General features: G+C 65.7%; 15 protein-coding genes. 7 read left to right on the forward strand and 8 right to left on the reverse strand.

Going from position 1 to position 20,325, the window contains the following annotated elements:
- The coding region (locus tag Y704_RS20640; RefSeq protein ID WP_155850341.1) for a DUF4011 domain-containing protein at window positions 1-4,313 on the reverse strand (4,313 nt) is incomplete at its 3' end.
- Between the two features lie 248 nt (window positions 4,314-4,561).
- Here Y704_RS20640 and Y704_RS0111075 point away from each other — a divergent pair.
- Entirely contained in the window at window positions 4,562-8,158 is a 3,597-nt protein-coding gene (locus Y704_RS0111075; protein WP_026550168.1) for a TM0106 family RecB-like putative nuclease, read from the forward strand.
- 80 nt (window positions 8,159-8,238) lie between these two features.
- Window positions 8,239-9,927 (forward strand): nuclease-related domain-containing DEAD/DEAH box helicase, encoded by a 1,689-nt coding sequence (locus Y704_RS0111080; RefSeq protein ID WP_026550169.1) that lies wholly within the window; start codon window positions 8,239-8,241, stop codon window positions 9,925-9,927.
- Here Y704_RS0111080 and Y704_RS0111085 read toward each other — a convergent pair.
- Window positions 9,919-11,151 (reverse strand): Fic family protein, encoded by a 1,233-nt coding sequence (locus tag Y704_RS0111085; RefSeq protein WP_051476948.1) that lies wholly within the window; start codon window positions 11,149-11,151, stop codon window positions 9,919-9,921. The two genes, Y704_RS0111080 and Y704_RS0111085, sit on opposite strands and share 9 nt — an antisense overlap.
- Before the next feature lie 183 nt (window positions 11,152-11,334).
- On the opposite strand from Y704_RS0111085, the gene Y704_RS0111090 reads away from it, so the two are divergent.
- Genes Y704_RS0111090 through Y704_RS0111100 form a run of 3 tightly spaced genes read left to right on the forward strand, consistent with a single transcriptional unit; the run spans window position 11,335 to window position 14,325 of the window.
- The gene (locus Y704_RS0111090; protein WP_026550171.1) at window positions 11,335-12,495 is read left to right on the forward strand and encodes a LolA family protein; all 1,161 of its coding nucleotides are present in this window, start codon (window positions 11,335-11,337) and stop codon (window positions 12,493-12,495) included.
- A complete protein-coding gene (locus Y704_RS0111095) occupies window positions 12,492-13,445 on the forward strand; it encodes an ABC transporter ATP-binding protein (protein WP_026550172.1) in 954 nt (317 codons plus the stop codon). The genes Y704_RS0111090 and Y704_RS0111095 overlap by 4 nt, the downstream gene beginning before the upstream one ends.
- A gap of 31 nt (window positions 13,446-13,476) precedes the next feature.
- A complete protein-coding gene (locus Y704_RS0111100; protein WP_026550173.1) occupies window positions 13,477-14,325 on the forward strand; it encodes an ABC transporter permease in 849 nt (282 codons plus the stop codon).
- A 140-nt stretch (window positions 14,326-14,465) separates the two neighbouring features.
- On the opposite strand, the gene Y704_RS0111105 is transcribed toward Y704_RS0111100, so the two are convergent.
- From Y704_RS0111105 to Y704_RS25270, 5 genes are all read right to left on the reverse strand, one after another.
- The gene (locus tag Y704_RS0111105) at window positions 14,466-14,864 is read right to left on the reverse strand and encodes a PIN domain-containing protein (RefSeq protein ID WP_026550174.1); all 399 of its coding nucleotides are present in this window, start codon (window positions 14,862-14,864) and stop codon (window positions 14,466-14,468) included.
- Window positions 14,861-15,130, reverse strand: a complete 270-nt coding sequence (locus Y704_RS0111110; protein ID WP_026550175.1) for an AbrB/MazE/SpoVT family DNA-binding domain-containing protein — start codon at window positions 15,128-15,130, stop codon at window positions 14,861-14,863. Before Y704_RS0111110 ends, Y704_RS0111105 begins: the two co-directional genes overlap by 4 nt.
- Window positions 15,131-15,297: 167 nt before the next feature.
- Window positions 15,298-16,371, reverse strand: a complete 1,074-nt coding sequence (locus tag Y704_RS20645; protein ID WP_051476949.1) for an exonuclease domain-containing protein — start codon at window positions 16,369-16,371, stop codon at window positions 15,298-15,300.
- A 49-nt stretch (window positions 16,372-16,420) separates the two neighbouring features.
- Entirely contained in the window at window positions 16,421-17,605 is a 1,185-nt protein-coding gene (locus Y704_RS0111120; RefSeq protein WP_026550176.1) for a thiolase family protein, read from the reverse strand.
- 28 nt (window positions 17,606-17,633) lie between these two features.
- Window positions 17,634-17,972 (reverse strand): acyl-CoA dehydrogenase family protein, encoded by a 339-nt coding sequence (locus Y704_RS25270; protein WP_051476950.1) that lies wholly within the window; start codon window positions 17,970-17,972, stop codon window positions 17,634-17,636.
- A gap of 36 nt (window positions 17,973-18,008) precedes the next feature.
- Here Y704_RS25270 and Y704_RS25275 point away from each other — a divergent pair, with 36 nt between their 5' ends.
- Window positions 18,009-18,425: a 3-hydroxyacyl-CoA dehydrogenase family protein gene (locus Y704_RS25275; RefSeq protein ID WP_081747573.1), complete on the forward strand. Its 417-nt coding sequence runs from the start codon at window positions 18,009-18,011 to the stop codon at window positions 18,423-18,425.
- A 68-nt stretch (window positions 18,426-18,493) separates the two neighbouring features.
- Here the strand turns inward: Y704_RS25275 and Y704_RS0111130 are convergent, their stop codons facing one another.
- Window positions 18,494-19,885, reverse strand: a complete 1,392-nt coding sequence (locus Y704_RS0111130) for a GmrSD restriction endonuclease domain-containing protein (protein WP_081747574.1) — start codon at window positions 19,883-19,885, stop codon at window positions 18,494-18,496.
- 241 nt (window positions 19,886-20,126) lie between these two features.
- On the opposite strand from Y704_RS0111130, the gene Y704_RS24030 reads away from it, so the two are divergent.
- Complete coding sequence (locus tag Y704_RS24030; protein WP_155850343.1) at window positions 20,127-20,279, forward strand: hypothetical protein; 153 nt, start codon at window positions 20,127-20,129, stop codon at window positions 20,277-20,279.
- Window positions 20,280-20,325 lie beyond the last annotated feature (46 nt).

Raw genomic sequence — 20,325 nt, forward strand, 5'->3', positions numbered from 1 at the left:
TTCACGAGGGCGGCCGCCCACTCCAGCCACTGCACGTTGTTCCGCAGAAGTTGCTGTCCCGCCGGAGTGAACGGATTCCAGGAAGCGGGCAATACGATGCCCGGAATGTCCGCGGCTCCGCCCGCAAGCCCGCGCACGGCTCCCTGGACGGCCAGCAGCGCCCCGGTCAGTTCCGGGACGTCCTTCGCTTTGATCTCGACGCCGGGCCGGGTCACCGCGGCGAACTGCTCCCCGACGGCGAGGAGCCGCTTCTTCCGGCCGAAGAACCCCGACTCGGCGGCTGTCACCGCCTGTGCATGAAGGTCGGCGATCGGCAGATCCAGCGCCTCGGGCACCACCCTGTCCAGTCCGGGATGGGACGCTGCGAGGAAAGCCGCCAGCTGGGCGCCTAGCGTGCGGGTCGCCTCCGCCCAGCGCGCCGTGTTGGCTTCGTCGAGGACGTCCATGTCGACGTCGGCTACACGGAGGAGAGCCGCCAGCGTGGCCAGCTCCGCCGGAGTCCGCGCCGACAGCAGGACTTTGAACAACTCCTCCGACACCGGCAGCTGCTCCAGCGCCGCCTGCAGCCGCTTCGCCGCGTCGCCCACGGCCGCTGCTTCTTTCGCATCCAACGGGTCGTCGATGAAACCCCACGGGTGCCGCTCATTCGCGGCAGCAGGTTCGGCCACCTCCGGTAGTTCAGCGAGAATACTGCGCAGCTGCTGCAGGAGGGGCAGCGAGACCCCCTCGGCGAAAGCTTCCGGGATGGGAAGCGGCGGAACCTCGTCCCCCACGGCAAGTTCCTGGGTCCGCGCCGTGTAGAGGGACAGTTCGGCGCCGTTGTCCTCGTGCAGCCGGGCGGCGTAGCGCACGAGCCCGCGGCGGGCGTTGTGCAGCTCCCCGAGGGCGGCGTCGAGCCCCTGCCGGTCCGGGTCCACGACATGGTCCAGTGCCAAGCGGATCTGTTGCCGCACGGCCGAGGGCTTGCTGGCCTTGTCGTGCAGGTCGAGGGAGAACACGCCCATTCCAACCTCGTCCAGGCGCTTCTGCACCACGTCCAGTGCGGCGCGCTTCTCGGCGACGAAGAGAACCCGCTTTCCCTCGGCGATCGCCCGGGTCAGGAGGTTCGTGATGGTCTGGGACTTTCCGGTGCCGGGCGGGCCTTCCAGGACGAACGTCCGCTCCGCGACCGCTTCGGCAATGGCCTGCAGCTGGGAGGAATCCGCCGGGATAGGGGTGCTCGCGGCAAGCTGGTCGAGGTCGACGTCGGGAACAGCAGGCACGGGATCCACGAAGGTCTCCGTGGGGGTGTGGACGAGGTGATTCACCAGGGGGTTCGTGGACAGCAGTTCCCAGTGCTCGTCGAGGTCCTTCCAGAGCCGGAACTTGGCGAACTGCAGGATGGACAGGTCGACAGTGGGCTCCACGCGGAAGGGCAGGTTCTTCTCGGCGATGGCCCTCCGGACGGCGTCGAACGCAGCGTGGAGGTCGATGCCTGAATCGTCCTCGAGCGGTTCGGCCAGCCCCGGGATTTCCAGGCCGAGGGTCAGCCGGAGTTTCTCGAGGAGGCAATAGTTCGGGGTGGAGGTGCCGGCGTCGTCGAGACTGATCTGGTAGGCACCCTGCTTGGTGGTGGGGCGCAGCCGTGCGGGCACGAGGACGAGCGGTGAGCGCAGCTCCTTGCCGTCGAGACTCCAGACCAGGGAACCGAGCGCCAGGTACAGGTTGTTGGCTCCCGTCTCCTCCACGAGGGTCCTCGCCTTGTAGGCAAGGTTGCGCATCCGGGTCTGGTAGGCGTCCGCCGTGACATCCGCGAAGACGGCCTTCCGGCTGACCAGGATGTCCGCCAACTGATCCTGCGGGAGGTCCCGGCCGAAGCGGATGCCCCGGTCCGCCTGCATGGCGGAGACATCGTCCGACGGCAGGAGGGTGATGGTGGCGCCGCTGTTGATCAGATCCTCGAACTGGCCCACCCGGGCATCGGGGACGGCAAGCGGGAACCGGGCGGTCTTGGTGAAGTTGATGAGCCGGTTGCGCAGGCTCAGATCAAGCAGGGCATTCTTCCACTGGCTGACGCGCGGGGGCATGTCCGGCCGTTGCGGCCGCGGGCTCCGAGTCGGCGTGCCCATGGGCGCAGTGGCGGGTGCTTCCTGGCGCGCCGGGGTGTATTCGATCACGGAGACCTGGCCGTTGGCGTCGGTGACCCGTGCCGGAATCGGCAGGACTCCGGTGTGCCGGGCACCGTAAATGTCCACCACTCCGAGGACCTCGTCCAGCTCGCCGGTGAGCCACCGGGCGTACGGGCGGTCGTGCAGCTCCTGCATGGTGGTGTCGGCGGAATTTGTGATCAGTGTGGTTTCGACCAGGCGGATCCGTTCGAGATCGATGGCATTGACCAGCAGTGCCGGTTCTTCGAGCGCCGGCGTCTTGAAGTTCGCCTCGTCCCTCCAGTAGCCGAGGAAGATGTGCCCGTGCACCAGCCACAGGTTCGCCTGCAATCCGGCGAATTCGAGCGCGGCGGCCAGGACGACGACGGTGTCCAGGCAGGTGCCGAAGCGCCCTCCCAGGACCTCCTCCGCGGTGCGGATCCGCTGCGCCTGCTGCCCCCAGGACGCGGGCGGCTCGCTGTACCGGATACTGCGGTTCTTCATCGCCGTCACCAGGGCTTCCGCAACGGCATCGACCCGCTCCGGTCCGGCCTGGTAGCCCTGCAGGGATCCGCTGCCGGTGGTGGCCTTCAGCAGATCCGAGGCCTCGGAGCAGAGCGTGGCGATGGCCGGATGGTTGGGCTGGACGAACGCCGCGAGGGATTCGAGGGACAGCAGGCCTGGACGGTAGACCCAGTGGTGTGCAGCGAACAGTTCGATGTCGTTGGACTGCTCGGCGATGAGTTCGCCGTCGGCCTCGAGCCTGGCGTGCACGGTGCCGTGCTGGCGGTCCTGCAGTTGCAGCATGGGGGCGGGGTCGGCCAACAGATCAGGCTCGGCGATGGTCACGGCTTCGCCCGCGGGCAGGTCCAAATAGTGTTCCAAGGGGCGGGAGACCGTCCCGGAATTTCCTGTGATGCTGAGCTTCAGCACCGCGCCGCGGATCTCGGCACCGCCGTTGGTGACGGTGAGTCTGCTGACGATGCGACGTCCGTTGTAGGCCATGACGTAGCTGAGGTCGGCGGAGGCTTCGAAGGACATGCTGACGTCGGCGTGGGGCAGTGGCTGGGGCTGTTCATCCGATTCGGCCGCCGGGTTCTTCATCGCCGTCACCAGGGCTTCCGCAACGGCATCGACCCGCTCCGGTCCGGCCTGGTAGCCCTGCAGGGATCCGCTGCCGGTGGTGGCCTTCAGCAGATCCGAGGCCTCGGAGCAGAGCGTGGCGATGGCCGGATGGTTGGGCTGGACGAACGCCGCGAGGGATTCGAGGGACAGCAGGCCTGGACGGTAGACCCAGTGGTGTGCAGCGAACAGTTCGATGTCGTTGGACTGCTCGGCGATGAGTTCGCCGTCGGCCTCGAGCCTGGCGTGCACGGTGCCGTGCTGGCGGTCCTGCAGTTGCAGCATGGGGGCGGGGTCGGCCAACAGATCAGGCTCGGCGATGGTCACGGCTTCGCCCGCGGGCAGGTCCAAATAGTGTTCCAAGGGGCGGGAGACCGTCCCGGAATTTCCTGTGATGCTGAGCTTCAGCACCGCGCCGCGGATCTCGGCACCGCCGTTGGTGACGGTGAGTCTGCTGACGATGCGACGTCCGTTGTAGGCCATGACGTAGCTGAGGTCGGCGGAGGCTTCGAAGGACATGCTGACGTCGGCGTGGGGCAGTGGCTGGGGCTGTTCATCCGATTCGGCCGCCGCCAGTTCCGGGGCGGGGGATTCTTCGGCCTCCTCCACATTCGGAGCCGAGGAGTGGCAGATCGGCTGGGTAATTCGGTATTCCTGCAGCACCGACCGGATCTGCTCGGCGCTCGGGTCGACCCCGATCGAGTGGAGCAGCCGAGCCGTGGTGTCGAGGTAGCGCTGGACGTCGTCGTCGGTGAACGGCTCGTTGTGGGCCCAGAGGTTGCGGACCTGGCGCATCTCGCCGGCGTAGGCGCGGGCCTCCGGTGTCAGGTTGAAGGGAAAGCCGAGGGTGCCGAGGCGTTCCGTGAGCATACGCAGCTGAACCTGCGGATCGGTCGCTCTGTACAGCTTCGATTCGCGGTGCTCAAGGTCATCCTTGTGCTCCAGGACGCGGGTCCACTCGACGCCGGGAGCGGCCTGGGCCATGGCCGTGCGGATGAAAGGCTCGAGCCCGCTGGACAGAATATCCAGTGCGCGTCCTATGACCTCCCGATTGGTAAGCTCCATCACTTTCCCCTTCAGCCCCAGCTATAACTTGCGTCACGCCGTCGGGTAAGCGTAGTACGCGAAGGGCCGGATGGCCCCAGTGGGAGGCGGATAACGCGCCAACCACTCAGGGCATCCCAGTGTGCTGGCGTCTGGTTGATGACTGCCTCATCCTGCTCAGGCGAGCCCTGCCGAATATGTACGACCTCCTTGCTACATTCGAACCAGCGCCCGGGAACCGTCCCGCGGGCATTGCCACTGGGGGCATCATGTTCTTACTCGACCCGCTGACGTCCGGTGTGGAGAAGGACCTGATTTTTTCCGCCACTGATCTGGTGGGTGCCAGCGAGTGCGAATACCGCACTCTGCGGATCCTCGATGAGAAGCTGGGTCACACCCCCAAGGCCGAGTTCGACGACGACGAGATGCAGATGCGCGCCGGCAAACTGGGTGATATTCACGAAGAGAGGGTCCTCGCAGACCTCGTTGACCAGTACGGGCCGTGGGACGCGGACCGGGGCGCCGGCGTCTATGAGGTTGAGCGAGGTGCGCCGGACCGCGCCGGGTTGGCCAGCAAACACCAGGAGACCGCTGTAGCGCTCTCCGCGGGCGCCGACGTCGTCTTCCAGGCCACGTTCTTCGATGGGGAGTTTCTGGGCTTTGCGGACTTCATCGTCAAGCAAGCCCCCGGAAAGGAAGCCGCTGGACGGTACGCCGTCTGGGATACGAAGCTGGCCCGGCATGCCAAAGTGGGTGCACTCCTCCAACTGGCGGCCTACGGTGACCAGTTGATTCGACTCGGATTCGATCCCGCACCGGGCGTGACCCTCGTCCTCGGCAACCTTGACCGCAGCGTCCACTCGCTCACCGACCTGCTTCCCGTCTACCGCGAACGGCGGGATCGATTCCGCACCCTGACGGCAGGACATCGGGCACGTGGCTCGTCCGTGGAATGGCAACAGGTCGGCGTCATTCACTGCGGCCGCTGCAACTACTGCGCCGAGCAGGTAACCGCCCATGGCGACCTGCTCATGGTGTCCGGCATGACGGGGTTACAACGGAAGAAGCTGATCAAGGACGGCACCACCACGATTGATGCGCTCGCTCAGCTGCCGGATGACAAGACAAAAGGCGCGCTCGTGCGCTTGCGGGACCAGGCACGGATGCAGACAGGCCACGCGGAGATCGACGGCTCCCGCACTTTCCCGAAGAATGGCGTCGAGCACACCCTCAGCTACCGGGTGCTCGACGATCACACGTTGGCGGCAATCCCCAAATTTAGCGCCGGAGACATCTTCTTCGACTTCGAGGGAGACCCGCTCTGGCAGGAACCCTCCACCGGCACGTGGGGACTCGAGTACCTCTTCGGGGTGATCGAAGCACCGGAGCAATCGAGCACTCCCGTTTTCCGGCCGTTCTGGGCTCATTCCCGCAGCGCTGAACGGCGCGCCTTCCTCGAGTTCCTGGAGTACGTGGAGAAACGCCGGGCAGACCACTCCGATATGCATATCTATCACTACGCGCCGTACGAGAAGACTGCGCTCCGCAACCTCTCGCTTCGCCACGCTGCCGGCGAGGACATCGTCGACGACTGGCTACGGAGCGGCCTCCTGGTGGACCTGTATGCCACAGTGCGGCACTCGCTCCGGATTTCGGCGGCCTCCTATTCCATCAAGGAACTGGAGCCCCTCTATATGGGAGACAACCTCCGCAGCGGGGACGTCGTCGACGCCGGCGCCTCCGTGGTTGCCTACGCCAAGTACTGTGCGGCGCGGGACGACGGCGACACAGTAACCGCCGATTCGGTCCTCGCCTCCATCTCCGACTACAACGAATACGACTGTCTCTCTACGCTGCGCCTGCGCGACTGGCTCCTGCAGTTGTGCGGCCACAACCTCGCGGGAGCGGACAATGCCGTCCCGAAGCCAGGCGATAAGCAGGAACAAGCCCTCCCCCGGGAGGCGAAGGCCGCGGACGAACCAACACCAGAGGAGCTCCGTCTCCAGGAGTTCCTGGCCCAACTCCCCGTGGATCGTGCGCTAACACCGGAAGAACAAGCCACTGCCATGGTGGCCGCCGCAACCGGCTATCACCGCCGTGAGCGCAAGAAGTTCTGGTGGGAGCACTTCGACAGACTCGGAACAGACACGGACAGCTGGTCCGACAAGCGCAACGTCTTCGTGGTGGAATCCGCCTCGGTGGTGAGGGACTGGGCCACAGCCACGCCTACGGGGAGTCTGAAGGCCCGCGCTGTCCAGTTGCGGGGCACCATGACCGAGGGCTCGGATTTCCGCCCGGGCTCCACGTGGTTTCGAATGTTCGATGCGCCCCTGCCCGACGGTTTCGAGACCCCCGACAACAACCCCCGGCAAAGGGGCGGCCTTTTCGGTACGGTCGTCGAGCAGGTTGAGGATGACCCGGAAACCCCGGACACAACCCTCACCATCTGGGAGAAAGCCACAAAAAAGATCCCGCCCTATCCGCACTTTCCGGTCGCTCTGACGGACGACGAGCCGATTCCGACGAAGTACATCGAGGCTTCCCTCGCTGAACTCGCGGGCGCTGTCGGTGCAAGCGTGCCGGCCCTGCCCAATCATCCCGGCCTCGACATCCTGCGCAAATCCAGCCCGCGGCTGGCGACGCTGGATGCCCTCCCCATCGTTCTGCACGACGACGCCGGCCAAGCCGACTACATCACCGCCATCACCCGGGCCGTGGAGGATCTGAACCACTCGTACCTTGCCGTTCAGGGGCCACCCGGCACAGGCAAGACCTACGTGGGATCCCATGTCATTGCCCACCTCGTCGCCCGGGGCTGGAAAGTCGGCGTCGTCGGGCAGTCCCATTCCGTCGTCGAGAACCTCCTCCGGAGGGCTATCACATCGGGGGTCGATCCGAAGCGCGTGGCCAAGAAGCTGCAGACGCCCCACGAGGTCCCGTGGACACACACCTCGGACACCGCCGTCGGCACCCTGCTCGCGGACGACGGCGGTTGTCTCGTCGGTGGTACCGCCTGGGTGATGACGGGCAAGCAGGTACCGCCCGGCTCCCTGGACCTCCTGGTGATCGACGAAGCCGGTCAGTATTCGCTGGCCAACACGCTCGCAGTGTCCCGGGCCGCACAACGACTGCTGCTGCTGGGTGACCCGCAGCAGTTGCCGCAGGTCACCCAGGGCTCGCATCCGGAGCCGGTAGACGAATCCGCGCTTGGCTGGCTGTCAGCCGGTCATGCCACACTCCCTGAGGACCGTGGGTATTTTCTGGCCGACTCCTGGCGGATGCATCCCGGGCTCTGTGAGGTCGTGTCCCGGTTGAGCTACGACGGGAAGCTCGACTCCGCTCCGGCCGCCGCGGAACGGCAGTTGGCTGGGCTGCCGGCGGGGGTCGAGATCGTTCTCGTCGACCATACCGGGCGGACCACCGCATCGGAGGAGGAAGCCGCGGTGGTGGTCGATCAGGCCCGGCAGCACCTTGGATTGATGTGGCGCCCCGGCGGGAATGAACCCACTGGACCCCTGAACCAGACAGATCTGCTGGTAGTTGCCGCGTACAACGCCCAGGTGCAGAAGATCCGGGCCGCACTGGACAAGGCGGACCTTCCGGACATCCGGGTCGGAACGGTGGACAAGTTCCAGGGACAGGAGGCACCGGTGGTCCTCGTTTCCATGGCCTGCTCAGCAGTTGCAGAAGCACCGCGTGGCATGGACTTCCTCCTGAACCGCAACCGCATCAACGTCGCGATCTCAAGGGGTCAATGGCGCGCCGTCGTCATCCGCTCGCGGGAACTGACCAATCACATGCCCACGCGGCCCTCAAGCCTCGAGGAGTTGGGTGCGTTCATCGGGCTGGGAACGGTCCGGACCTGATTGCCACGCCTCACACCAGCTCATCCGGAATACAGACGCTCGCCGCAACGGCGAGCGGAGCCATCGTAGAGGGGAACAGAATGCACTGCATCCCGGAGGAGCCGGACTTCGGAGACGGCCACGCGGCAGAGCGCGCCGTCTGGGAGCGGCTTCGCGCGTGCCTGCCCGACGACGTCGTGCTGGCGCATTCCGTGCAGGTCCGACACGGGCGCGCCGAGCACGAGATCGACCTGCTGGTCCTCTGGCCCGGCGTCGGCCTTGCCGCCATCGAGGTCAAGGGCGGGCAGGTGGGCATCGACCGCGGGCAGTGGTACCAGTCCGACCGGAACGGCCGGCATAACATCCAAAGCCCGGTAGCGCAGTCGCAGGGTTCCCTGCACGCGTTCAAGTCCTGGATCGGCGAGCAACTCGGCAGCCCGTTGACCAGCCGTTTCGCCTATCTCGTCTGCCTGCCCTACACCTCGGTTCCAGCCGATTGGACGATGGCCGGCTGTCCGCGGTCCCTGCTCCTTGACGAGGACGATCTGCAGTCGCCGGCCGAGAAGATCCGGTCAGCCATCGAAACTGAGGGTGGCGGCGCCAGCTCCCTGGCGCCGTCCTACCTCGAACGCATCACCGCCCGGCTCGAGGGTCGGATGGAGCTACCCACTGGTCCCAAAATGAATCTGCGGGAACTTGAGGACGCGCAGGACCATCTGACCGAACGCCAGAAAGGGTTGCTGGCCTCCACCCGAGAGATTCCCCGTATCCGGTTCACCGGTGGTGCGGGAAGCGGCAAGACCTGGTTGGCCGTGGAGAAGGCGCGATTGCTGACTCGGCAGGGACTGCGGGTCGGACTCTTCTGCTACAACAAGGGCCTCGGCCAGCACCTGCAGATGCAGGTATCCGGCTGGCGCCACGCCAAGCCAGCCTTCACCGGCGAATTCCACGAGTACGTCCGTTCCCTCGGGATCCCGGATGGCAGTGGCCAGGCCTACTTCGACGAGGAGATGCCGCGGCTGCTCCAGGAGCTGGCCGCCGATCTACCCTTCGAGCGGAAGTTCGATGCCGTCATCGTCGACGAGGCGCAGGACTTCGCTCCCCTATGGTGGGACGCGCTGCTCGCCTGCCTGAAGAATCCTGACAAGGATCAGGTGTACGCCTTCATGGATGACCGTCAGGACGTCTACCGCCGCTGGGGCGGGGCAACTGCGGACCTCGTTCACGGACCCACCGCCGACCTCGTGCCCATCTGCATCGACGACAACCTCCGCAACACCCGCAGGATCGCCGACACGTTCAAGGTCTTCGCCGGGGAACACTTCACTCCGCGCGGAGGTACCGGGTCGCCGGTTCGCCGCGTCGAATGCGCGACCGAGGACGCTCTTGATGTCGCCGATGACTGCATGGACGCCCTGATCGCGGAGGGTTGGGAGGGCAACCAGATTGCGCTGCTGACGACGCGGCGTCGGCATCCGGTGCATCAGGGCTACTTCGACCGCGATGCCACGCAGGAGTACTGGCGAAACTTCCATGCCGATGAAGCCGAGTTCTACGGCCACGTGCTGGGATTCAAGGGCCTCGAACGGTCGGTGGTCATCCTCTGTGTGGACGGATTCAAGGAGCAGGACCGCGCCGCGGAGCAGCTGTACGTGGGGCTGTCGCGCGCACGCTGCCTGCTCGTCGTCGTCGGGAATTCAGCGCTGCTGGCAGAAGCGGGCGGCAAGGCCTTCGAGCGGGAATTCTCGAACGCCCAGCGCTGGGAGCCGTCGATTCCGTCGTCACCCTGACCGGCGTCGTCGGGCGCGCTGCGCGAAGGCATCGAGGGCCGCGAGGACGAGCTCGCTCTCGAACGTGCGGTTGCGGCGCCCCTCCCCACTCGGCAGAAGGATGCCCTCCGCAACGAGTCTGTCCAGGCCGTTCTGCGCATTCTGGGCGGTGATACCGAGCAGCGAGGCGACGGTCTTCGCGTCGATGACGGGATGCTGCAGGAGAAGGTCGACGATGCGCGCGCCGGCGGATCCTTTGCGGGCCGACGTCGCCGCCGCCGCCCAGCTCCGAAACTCTTCGAGGTCAGCCACCAGTTGCCGTCCGTTCGAAAGGGCTGAGGTGAATGCAGCTGAAAAGGCATCGATGATGGGGGTCGGCGAACCCTCGCGGTAGGCCGTCAGGGCCTCGAAGTACCCGGCTGTGTTCTGCAGGAGGCCGGCCGACACCGGTACCGTCAGGTTCCGGGTGATTCCCAGGCGATGCAGCATGGAGTGGATGAGCGCGCGGCCCGTTCGTCCATTCCCATCCGGGAAAGGGTGGATGGTTTCGAATTGCGCGTGGGCGATCGCAAGCTGTGGCATCACCGGCAGGTCGGTCCGCTGCGCGAAGGCGACGAGGTCGGTCATCAGTGCAGGCACCCTGTCTGCATGCGGAGGGACAAACGACGCCGCGTGGGGACTGTTTGCTGCTCCACCCCCGATCCACACCGGCTGGTCTCGCCAGCGGCCCGTGTATTCAGGATGGGTGTCGGCCAGGAGTACCGCCTGCATGGCAAGGACGGCGTCCTCATCAAGATCAGCGGACAGGGCGATGGCTGCCTCCATCGCGCGGGTGTTGGCGACGATCAACCGCGCATTGGGTCCGCTCTTGCCCCCGAGTTCAGCCAACGCGATGCTTTTGGGTTGCGCGGTGAGTTGTTCGATCTCCGAACTGGATGCGCTCTCGCTTCGCAGGAGGATTGCTGCGAACGATGCAGTGAACGCGCTGAACTCAACATCGAAGCGAACAAGTTCCGTGATCGCGTCCTCGGCGCGGACTGCGGTCCCGGGGCGCAGAGGAGGTAGATCGAGGTGCGCAATGAAGGGTGGAACTGCTGCGTCATAGGGCCCTCTCGCCCGAAGCCTCGTCCTGTGGGACTCACCCCGATCGGCCGTTGGTTCCCACGTGCGCTGCTCCCAGGTGACGGCGGGCCACAGGCTGGAGTGCGGTGCTTTCCCGCCCCGTGATACTGCATCTGATCGCATGGGCAGATCTTACCATCGGTAAGGTTACTAACCGATGGTAAGTAAAATGCCTGTTGACGGTTGAGCTTGCCTACTGCGGTCGCCTGGCTGCATCGGTCGCCGGAAACCCCGAGAATACTCCCAGCTAGCAGGAGTAGCGTTGGCCTCAGCGCTCGGCACGACTTCGTCCGGAAGGCACAAACCATGAAGAAAACCTGGCTGCGATGGCTCCCCGCCGGCATTGTTCCGGTGGTGATCCTCACTGCGACCGTCGCCGGTCCCACCATCGCGGACGCGAGCCCGCAGCTTCCGGACAAGACCGCCCAGGAGCTCCTCGAACTGGTCGCGACCAGCTACGACACCGCCTACTCCGGCACTCTCGAGCAGTCCTCGGAGCTCGGCCTGCCCGATCTCCGAGGTATGGGCCCTGCCGGCGGCGGCACCACCGATGGCCCGTCGGCCGCCCTTGAGCTCCTCACCGGCTCACACACCGCCCAGGTCCACATCGACGGCACTGACAAGGCCCGCGTCCAGGTGATGGACCAGTTGGCACAGCGCGATGTCATCGTAAATGACGACGAGGTGTGGCTCTACGACTCACGCGCGAAGGAAGCAACCCACGCGGTCCTTCCCGACTCCGCGGAGTTCCCCGATCACGCCCTGCCCGGCGCCGCACCCACCCCTGCAGATCTGGCCGCGAAATTCCTGTCCACCCTCGACCCCTCCACTGAAATCACCGTGGGAGACAACGCCCGCGTTGCCGGTCGCGATGCCTACGAGCTGGTCCTCACACCCAAAGCCGGAGACACCCTCGTCGCGGCCGTATCGCTGACCGTGGATGCCCAAACCGGCCTGCCGCTGGGCTTCGCCATCGCAGCAGAGGGCCAGGAGGAGCCGGCCTTCTCGGTCGCTTTCTCCAGCATCGACTTCAGCGCACCCGCGGAAAGCCTGTTCGAGTTCACTCCCCCGCCCGAAGCCACGGTGACCGAGGTTCCGGTGAAGGAACACGACGGCATGTCGTCGACGCCACAGCACAGTGACGCTGAGTATGCGGAGGACGCCAGCAAGAAGCCGACCGTCCTCGGCGAGGGCTGGAGCACCATCGTGGTTCTGCCTGCAGGGTCCGCATCCGGAGCGTTCGGCGCCGGCACTGGCACGGGCGCACCCGAGGACACCGGCTCGGTGAACAGCTCGCGCGGCGGGAACTCCGCCGAAGCTCAAGCCCTGCTGGAGCAGGCGTTGACTCAGGTGGACGGCGGGCGCGTCCTGCAGACATCCCTGGTGTCCGTGCTGATAACCGACGACGGGCGCGTCCTCGCAGGCGCCGTCAGTGCCGACCAATTGATCGCAGCCGCGCAGCAGTGACCGCACCCACCGGTGAGCTCGCGATCGAAACCCGTGGGCTCACCAAGACGTTCGGCCGCCAGCGGGCGGTCGACGACGTCGGTTTGCGAGTCCCGCGCGGCTCGGTCTTCGGCTTCCTCGGCCCCAACGGTTCAGGCAAGACGACGACCATCCGCATGCTCCTCGGGCTCGCGGCCGCGTCCAGCGGCGAGATCGAACTGCTCGGCGGCACCATGCCGAAGTCCTCCCGCGACGTCCTTCCCCGCGTCGGCGCCCTCGTCGAGGGACCGGCCATCTACCCGTTCCTGTCCGGACGCGCGAACCTGCAGCGGTTCGACTCCGCCGACCGCCACACCTCCCCTGCCACCCGCAATTCACGCGTGGACGCCGCCCTCGACCGCGTCGGACTCAGCCACGCCGCCCGCAAGCCCGCCCATGCCTACTCACTCGGCATGAAGCAGCGCCTCGGTATCGCCAACGCACTCCTCACCCCGCGCGACCTGCTCATCCTCGACGAGCCGAGCAACGGCCTGGACCCGCAGGGCACCCGCGAGGTGCGCAGCCTCATCCGCTCCCTCGCCGACGGCGGCACCACCGTCTTCGTCTCGAGCCACCTCCTCGCCGAGGTAGAGCAGATGTGCACCGAGATCGCGGTCATGAGCGCCGGACGCCTCGTGGCTCAGGGCACGCTCGACGCGCTGCGCGCCCAGGGCACCGCCCGCGTGCGCGTCCTCACCCCCGACCCCGCCGCCGCCCGCCGTGTCCTCACCGGATTGGGACTCACCCCCGAAACCGGCGGACAGGACGACGTCGTCACCGCCGACCTCACCCGTCCCGGCCTCCAGCCAGAAACGGTCAACGCGGCGCTCGTCCATGCCGAGGTGCGCGTCCGCGGTTTCTCGATCAGCGGTGCCTCGCTCGAGGAACGCTTCGTGGCTCTGACCGGAGAGGGGTTCGACGTTGCCGGCTGAGTCAACGCACCTTGCGCCAAAACCACAAGCAGTGGACGACGGCGTCGGTTCCGTCCGTCCCTTCGCCGGGTGGGCGCTGCTCGCGTCCGAGATCGGGGTGCTGTTCCGACGTCGTCGTACCTGGGCGATGCTGGTGGCCCTCGCGGCGATACCCATCCTCATCGCCGTGGTCGTGCGGCTGTCCTCCGGCGGGCCGAGCCCTGGCCGCGGACCGGCGTTCCTGGACAGCATCACGCAGAACGGCCTGTTCGTCTCGCTCACCGCACTCACGGTGTCCATCCCGCTGTTCCTGCCGCTGACGGTGGGCGTGGTGGCCGGGGACACCATCGCCGGCGAAGCGAACCTCGGCACCCTCCGCTACCTGCTGGTGGCGCCGGCCGGACGCGTTCGGCTGCTGCTCGTGAAGTACGCGGGTGCGGCGGTGTTCTGCCTGGTGGCGACGCTCGTCATCGTGACCGCGGGTGCCCTGATCGGGGCGGCACTGTTCCCCATCGGACCGGTGACTCTGCTGTCGGGCGACACCATCGGGCTCGGCGGCTACGTGGGCAGGCTCCTGCTCCTTGCCGCCTATGTGACGATGTCCCTGCTGGGCCTCAGCGCGATCGGACTGTTCATCTCGACGCTCACCACGGTTCCGGTCGGCGCGATGGCCGCCACCGCGGCGCTTGCTGCGGTCTCGCAGATCCTCGGCGCACTGCCGCAGCTCGAGTGGTTGCACCCCTGGCTGTTCACGAACTACTGGCTCGGTTTCGCTGACTTCCTGCGGCAACCGATCGCATGGGGTTCCTTCACCGACAACGCGCTGCTGCAGTTCGGCTACATCGCGGTGTTCGGTGCGCTGGCATACGGTCGGTTCAGCACGAAGGACATTTTGAGCTGATCCAGTGCCTATTTTGCGGCCATCGAGTGCGCAGCACTTACCAGCGCAGTGCTGATTTGGGGTTATTTCTGTGCACTCGATGAGGAAAGTGAGCGCCCGAGCTGGGAACAGCGCACACAAGGTGCCCGCGCCGCGAGGCACTAGTCTGTGGGGAGTAGCCGCATCCCCTGCAGCTGCGAAGCCTTACTGTCGAACGTAGCGGTGTATTCGCAGCCATGGGCCCGCCCGTCGAGGGCGATCACGACGTCCGCGAAGTCGTAACCCTCAGCAGCTCGACGTGCAGCTTCTCGGACAAGGTCCGGATTTTCGACGACGATGTCCTCAGACGCCGCCAGGTCTCCGAAAACGCCCGCGATCTTCCGGTGGTTGAGCCTGTAAGCATTCTTGAGGACCCAGAAGGACTCGACGAGGACGCTCAGACTGATGAAGCCGCTAGCATCGGGGTTGAAGGAGCGAATCAAGCTCGACGCGGCGGCCGACTGTTGCGGGTCGTCCTGGACGAGGTAACGCACCAGCACATTGGTATCGACTCCGATCATGCCGGACCGGGCACAGGGTTCAGCGTGCTTTTTCCAGCTTCCGCAGTTATGGCGTCCTGCATGTCGTCCAACGACACGGCTTTCAGCCCCTCCTGATGAAAGATCCCCTCGAGCGAACCAACCGATCTGGTGATCGGCTCGATGGCGTACTTTCCTTCTGCAGTCAGCACGAAGTCGATCCGGCTGCCTGTCTCCAAGGCGAGCTTCCGGCGCACCTCGAGCGGGATAGTGACTTGACCTTTGCTGGTGACTTTCGCGAGAACCATCCTCAAATCTTACTCTGAGATGTTTTCCTTACAAGCAGTAAGGCGGCTTTCCGCCATGAAGGTCACTTGAGCTGAGGCAGGTAACTCCCTTCCACATCGAGTGCGCAGGAATTACGGCGGGAAGAGCTGATTTGGGGTTATTTCTGTGCACTCGATGAGGCAGACGGCTACTTTCCGCGCCGGTTCCCTATCCACTTGAGGATTCTGGTCACTGCTCCTTCGATCTGACCTATGGATTCCGGAGTTCGATCACGTTCTTCAACGCCTCGGCGGGAACGGTCCACCGCCGGCGACCGAGGTGCCGCTGTCATGGTCCGACGCGGAGAAGCGTCTATCCCCAGCCAACCCAGCAGCTCCTTTTCGCTGACAGCTCGAATGGTCTGCCCCGCGGCGATGTACTGCAGGGCTTTCCGTTCCTTCCCGCTGTTCGCACTGATGACGGCCGGGCTGCGGACCGGATCCTGCTGGCCGATGACCAGCAGAGTCGTCTTCTTCGTGATGTTGTTGGCGTTGGTGGCCCCGAGGGACGCAACATGCTGCATCGCGTCCTCGCGGGAAAGCCTAGCGAGGTCGCCCGTGAAGACGACCACCTGCCCGTACAGCGGGCCCGCAGGATCCGCCCTCCGGTCCGGTTGCGGAAGTTCGGCGAGCGCCGGCGACTTCGAGTAGCGGTGCGATCCTGCGGTGGGCGATGACCGGACCGGAGGCCAGAGCAGATCGAGGGAGTGGAGTCCGTGGGATCGCGCCATGGCGAGAACCGCCTGCGCGCAGACTTCGGAGTCATTTCCGGCGTCGTGGTGTTGAAACGCGCCCAATCCGAGTGCCCTGGCTACGGCGGGCAGCTTGTTCACTTCAAGGTCGAGCAGGCGACGGGCGAGGCCGAGCGAGCAGTGGAAGGTCAGTTCCGGCACCTCGAGTCCTGATTCGGAGCACGCGCTGCGAAGAACCGAGCGGTCGAAGGACGCGTTGTGGGCAACGAGGGCGTCCATTCCCACGAAGTCGACAATGCGGCGAAGGCTTGCCTTCCAGGTGGCGGCGCCCGCGACGTCGCTCGCCCGGATGCCGTGAACCGCAATGTTCCTCGGGTCGAAGCGGCTCACGGCCGCGGGCGGCCGAATGAGCCAGGACGCCGTTTCGACGACCTGCCCGCCCTGCACTTTCGCCAGACCGACGGCACACGCTGATCCCCGGCTGCTGTTCGCGGTTTCGAAGTCGATCGCGGTGAAGTTTAGACCCTGCACTGTTCCCCCTGAGCTGACTGGTGTTGCCCGTCGGGCAACTCCAGAAAGTTTAGACGCGCTCGAGCAGCATAGCCGTCCCCTGGCCGACTCCCACGCACATGGTGGCCAGCGCGCGGTCGGCACCCTCCCATTTTATCCTGCCGAGCAGGGTGATGGTGATGCGTGCACCGGAGGAGCCGAGTGCATGCCCGAGGGCGATTGCGCCGCCGTCGTTGTTCACCGTCGCCTCGTCGAGCCCCAGCCGCCGGATACTGGCGAGTGATTGGGTGGCGAATGCCTCATTGAGCTCAATTGCGGCGAGATCTGCGACGGACCAGCCGTTTCTCCGGAGTACCTTCTCGGTGGCAGGCACCGGGCCGATACCCATGACCTCCGGCGGCACGCCGGCCGCTGCTCCGTCGACAACACGCGCCCTCGGGGTGAGGCCGAAGCGCTCGACGGCGCATTCGCTCGCGACGATGATCGCCGAGGCGCCGTCGTTGAGCGAACTGGAATTTCCTGCCGTGACCACGCCGCCCTTCCGAACGACGGATCGCAGCCCGGCAAGTGCCTCGAGAGTGGTCCCCCGCCTCGGCCCTTCATCGTGCTCCACGAGTCCGGCACTGGTCTGAACTGGAAGAATTTCGTCGGTGAAACGGCCGGCAGCAATTGCAGCAAGCGCCTTCCCATGGGACCCCATCGCGAAAGCATCGGCGTCCTTACGGCTGACGCCGTCCACCGTGGCCACTTCCTCGGCGGTTTCAGGCATCGAATAGACCGTCTTCTCCTGCGCAGCGAAGATCGGGTTGGTGAATCGCCAGCCAAGCGAGGTATCGGCTATCTCGCGCGGCCGCGCGAAGGCCTTCTCCGGCTTCGCCAGCACCCAGGGTGCACGGGACATGGATTTCACACCACCGGCCACAATGATGTCCGCCGCTCCGGCCTTGATCATCTGGGACGCCATAAGAATCGCCGAGAGCCCTGAAGCGCAGAGGCGGTTCACTGTCATGGCCGGCACCGTGACTGGAAATCCGGCCAGCAGCGTGGCCATACGCGCCACGTTCCGGTTGTCCTCACCGGACTGGTTGACGCACCCGAGGATCAATTCGTCGATCCCGTGCGGATCCACCCCGCTGCGGCTGACGACCTCACGGACCACCAGGCCCGCAAGGTCGTCCGGGCGGACAGAGGACAGCGCGCCGCCGTAACGACCCACGGGGGTGCGGACTCCGCCGACGAGGAATGCTTCAGGCATGGGTGATCCTTCTTTCGGGGTTCAGTGCTCAGGCGAGAGCGGAGACGCCGGTGATGTCACGGCCGATCAGCAGCGACTGGATGGAGTCGGTGCTCTCATAGGTGTGCATTTTCGCCAGGGAGGCCATGGGCCCGGTCATCCTGCCCTGATCCGCCAGCACCGCGAGGCGGAAGCAGATGAGCTGCATGGCGGTCAGCTCAGCCAGCATGTTGGCAAGTTTGTTCTGGACCAGCTGGTAGGACGCGATCGGTTTGCCGAACTGCTTGCCCTGCTTCGCGTAGGTGACGGCGGCTTCGTAGGCCGCGATGCCGTGCCCCACGGACTCCCAGGAGGCGCCGCTTCTCGTCGCCGTCAGGACCCGGGTCACATCCCGGAAGGAGTGCCCTTCGGCAAGGCGCTCGTGATGAAGTGCGTGGAGGTGGTGCGGCACGAGGGCACGTCCCAGGAAACCGTCGACACGGCGTTTGCACTCGCGGAACGGCTGGGCAAGGCACCCATTGTGATCAACCGTGAAATTCCAGGGTTCGTGGCGAATCGGCTGCTCGGTGCGCTGCGCGCCGAAGCGCTCAAGCTGTACGACGGCGGGTATGCCAGCTTTGAGGACATCGACACCGCGGCGAAAACGGCGCTCGGCCACCCGATGGGGCCGTTCGAACTCATGGATCTGGTGGGTCTCGACGTCGTCTACCTCATCCGGCAGGCTCACTTCCAGGAGGCGCAGGATCCGGCGGACCTGCCGCACCCGGAGCTCGAGAAACTGTACGAGTCGGGCCATCACGGCCGCAAGACCGGGCAGGGTTGGTACAGCTACGACGATTAATCGGCTTCCGCCGTCCGAGTGGGGTCGAGCGCGCCCACTGGGCCTGTGCGGTAGGTGTCCTGTGAGACCTACTCGCAGCCCCTACCGTCGCCGTCGCGGTCAAGATGGGTTCCATATCCCGGCTGCCCAATGATGACGGGCGCAGCACCAGCGTTCCGTGCCGCTGTGCAGTTTTCGTAGTAGGCGGCAGGGGCCGGTGCTATCGGAGCCGGTGCAGGAGCCGGTGCAGGAGCCGGTGCAGGTGCCGGAGCGGGTGCGGGGGCCGGGGCGGGTGCGACCGGAGCGGGAGCCGGTGCCGGCGCGGGTGCTGGAGCTGGAGCCGGCTCTTCCGTTGGCGCTGCCACGGGCGCCCTCTGATTGGTCGGAGCCAGGTAGCCGTCGCAATCAGAGAGGATCCGGACCATCGCATCATGCTCGGCCTGTGTGACCCACAGGGTGTACGTTGCCTTCACGGAGATCTGCCGGGCTACGTATTCGCAGCGGAAGGACGTGTTCGGCGGCAGCCAGGTGGCGGCGTCGCCGTCGCCCTTCTGTCCGTTGGTTGGGCCATCGGTGGCCTGCAGGTTGAGGGGGTCGTTCGCGAAGGCCAGCCGCTGGTCGAACGTGAGCTGCTGGGCTCCCTTCTGCCAGGCGTCCGAGAGAGCCACGATGTGGTCGATTTGGACCTCGATGCTCGTCTCCTGTCCCCGAAGGAAGGGAATCGTCAATCCCGTGAAGGGATCGTCCAGAACGCCGGACTGCACCTTGCAGGGCACGGAGTTGGCGTGGACGATCTGCGTGAGATCCCGGTTGAGCATGTCGTTCCGCGTGTCACAGCCATTGCGGTCGACGTCGGCCCAGGCCTGGCCGAACTGGTCCCGGTCGTACCCCGTCTTCGGCGCGCGCCCCTTGATGGCGAGTGTCTCGAGCAGGGCGAGCGCCGTGGTGTCGTAGGCGGGCTGGGTCTGGGGCGCGACCGAATCGCCTACAATGTCAACGACTTCATCGATGTCGGCGGGAGCCGCGTCCGGTGTGGCCGAAGCAGAAGGCGACGGCGCCGCAGTGGGCGGCGAGGCAGTCCGTGTTGGTGATGCTGACGGCGACGGCGATTCGGACCGCGTAGCCTCTGCCGTTGCCGATGGCGCCTGCTCGGCCACGGCGGCCGGCACAGTGTCTTCGCTGGACGGAGCAATCAGGCCGCCGGCAATCAGCCCCACGATACCCACGCCGACAGTGGCCATTCCCATTCTTCGGCCGGCGAGTCTCGCCCACGACGGGCGGTTCGTCAGCACGGTGTAGAGGCCTGTCAGTAGCGCGAAGATCGCCGCCATGACGATGGCGCCGCCCACCCCACTGGTGATCAGACCGATGACGATGAGGAACAGACCGAAGCCGCCCACAATCGGCGTGGACAGCTTCGCCTTCGGCCGCGCTTTCGACGGCGCGAAGTTTTGGGCGGGCGGATATTGCGAAGGATTCATCAGGGCCCCAGCTCTAGTGATTGTGAGCGAAGTCTATCCTCGCGGCTAGCACTCAAAACCCGTTGCGTGTGGTGTGCAACCTCGTATGTCGACATCCAACTCCGGCATTCGACACGGGACAGGCCGACCTACCCAGCGGACAATGTGAAACGTGAAAAGATTCCGTCGGTTCAGCAGCGAAGCTCGGATCACGCTCCCCTCGTTCCTCCGCCATCGGCTTGGCCTGAAGCAGAATGACCGTTTGGAGGCCACAATCGAGCCAGACAGCCGCCAGGTGACGATCAAACCGGCGGAGATCGATGATCAGTGGAGCGAGAGAATTTCGGGCTATGCCAAACCGAGAGTTCCGGTGCTGGATGTGGACACCTACTATCAGGAACACCGGTCGAACTAAGGTCATCCGGAGCGCCGGATGCAAACGTCATACTCCTGTGCGATGT

The sequence above is a fragment of the Arthrobacter sp. Br18 genome (assembly GCF_000520555.1).
Classification (GTDB): Bacteria; Actinomycetota; Actinomycetes; order Actinomycetales; family Micrococcaceae; genus Arthrobacter_D.